At 61.6% G+C, this 576-nt stretch carries 1 protein-coding gene; it reads left to right on the top strand.

The window, feature by feature from the left end:
• Positions 1–157: 157 nt before the first annotated feature.
• Positions 158–499, top strand: coding sequence for an EAL domain-containing protein (locus ACOCD2_RS25335; RefSeq protein ID WP_368857686.1), 342 nt, complete (start codon positions 158–160; stop codon positions 497–499).
• Positions 500–576 lie beyond the last annotated feature (77 nt).

The following is a 576-nucleotide window of genomic DNA, read 5'->3' as shown; positions in this document are numbered from 1 at the left end:
GTTGTTGCGTAGTGCTTGGTGACCAGGACGGCTGGGGCACCAATAGGTTGTCAAAGGCCGAGTCGATTTTGGGGACTGGGATGTCCCAAAATCTATCACGAGGCCGAAGACACGCTTGTTGCATTATCAGCCGCAGATCAGTCTCAAGGATGGCCATGTGGTTGGCTTCGAATCCCTGGTGCGATGGCGTCATCCCGAACTCGGTGGCCTGGCCCCGGATCAGTTCATCGCGCTGGCGGAAGACAGCGGACTGATACTCCCCCTGGGTGAGTGGGTGTTGCGCACGGCCTGCCGCCAGGTGACCCAATGGTACAGCGAAGGGAAAAACCCCGGCCGCGTGGCGGTCAACATATCCGCCTGCCAGCTGGGTGACTACTCCCTGCTGGACGTCGTGCGAACGGTGCTGCGGGAAACCGGCTGCCGGCCGGAGTGGCTGGAGCTCGAACTGACCGAGAGTTCCATCGCTGCCAGCCATGGAGAGCGAAGCGAAGGCTGGTAGACCCCAGTAGCCGCGAGGCCGCACTGTTTTCCCGGCGTGCCTTGCGCCAGAGGGAAAACAAAGTAGGCCTCCGAACG

This window comes from Thiolapillus sp. (assembly GCF_048562965.1).
GTDB classification, from domain to species: domain Bacteria; phylum Pseudomonadota; class Gammaproteobacteria; order Chromatiales; family Chromatiaceae; genus Thiolapillus; species Thiolapillus brandeum_A.
The sequence above is the reverse complement of the archived record's forward strand: the minus strand, read 5'-3'. Positions and strand labels throughout refer to the sequence as shown.